1 protein-coding gene is annotated in these 843 nt (G+C 69.5%); it reads right to left on the bottom strand.

Annotated elements, in window-relative coordinates; genetic code table 11:
- On the bottom strand, positions 1 to 826 hold an 826-nt coding region (locus RZ84_RS00065), incomplete at its 3' end, for a polyketide synthase dehydratase domain-containing protein (protein ID WP_241777457.1).
- Between the last annotated feature and the right edge of the window lie 17 nt (positions 827 to 843).

The raw sequence follows: 843 nt of genomic DNA, 5'->3' as shown, positions 1-843 counted from the left end.
CGCCGGCAGCCGCTATCTGCTGCGCGGTCACCTCCGCAACCGTCAACTCCTCGACGGATACGATCAGTTCACCGTCCGGGGTGGTCAGGCGCAGCCGGTACGAACGCGGCGACAGCTGCCGGATCAGGACGCGCACCGCGCCATCGGCGGGACGGTGGAGTCGTACTCCCGTCCAAGAAAAGGGCAGTTGAACGTCGTCGGCGTCGGCGTCGCGCTCGGCGGTGGCGGCGATGGCGTGCAGGGCGGCGTCGAACAACGCGGGATGCAAGACGAACCCGGCGGCGTCCTTGTGTGCCTCGTCCATCTCCACCCGGCCGACCACCGTCCGGCCGTCCTGTTCCACCGATCGCAGCCCACGGAACAACGGACCGTAGTCCAGCCCGAAGTCGGCAAGTCGCTCGTACAGACCGTCCAGGGGCACCGGGACACCGGGGCCTGCCGTCCAGGAATCCGGCTCGGACGCGTCGGCGTCGACAGGGCTCAGCACCGCCGACATATGTTCGGACCACTCGGCGGGGTGGGCAGCCACAGCGGAGACCGGGCGGCTGTGCACGGTGATGCCACGAGCTCCGGACTCGTCCTCACGTTCCACCAGCACCTGGAGCACCAGTGCGTCATCGTCGTCCAGGACGACCGGAGCCTTGACCACCAGCTCGTCCACAACAGGCGCCCCGAGCTCGGCGCCCACCCAGGCTGCCAGCTCCACCAGCGCCGTCCCCGGCACCAGCACCCGGCCATGCACCCGATGCTCCGCCAGCCACGGATGCGACCCCGCACTCACCCGCCCCGTGAACAACACCGCCCCACTACCCGGCAACTCCGTCATGCCGTCCAGCAACGGAT

This window comes from Streptomyces sp. CT34 (genome assembly GCF_000805335.1).
Classification (GTDB): domain Bacteria; phylum Actinomycetota; class Actinomycetes; order Streptomycetales; family Streptomycetaceae; genus Streptomyces.
The sequence above is the reverse complement of the archived record's forward strand: the minus strand, read 5'-3'. Positions and strand labels throughout refer to the sequence as shown.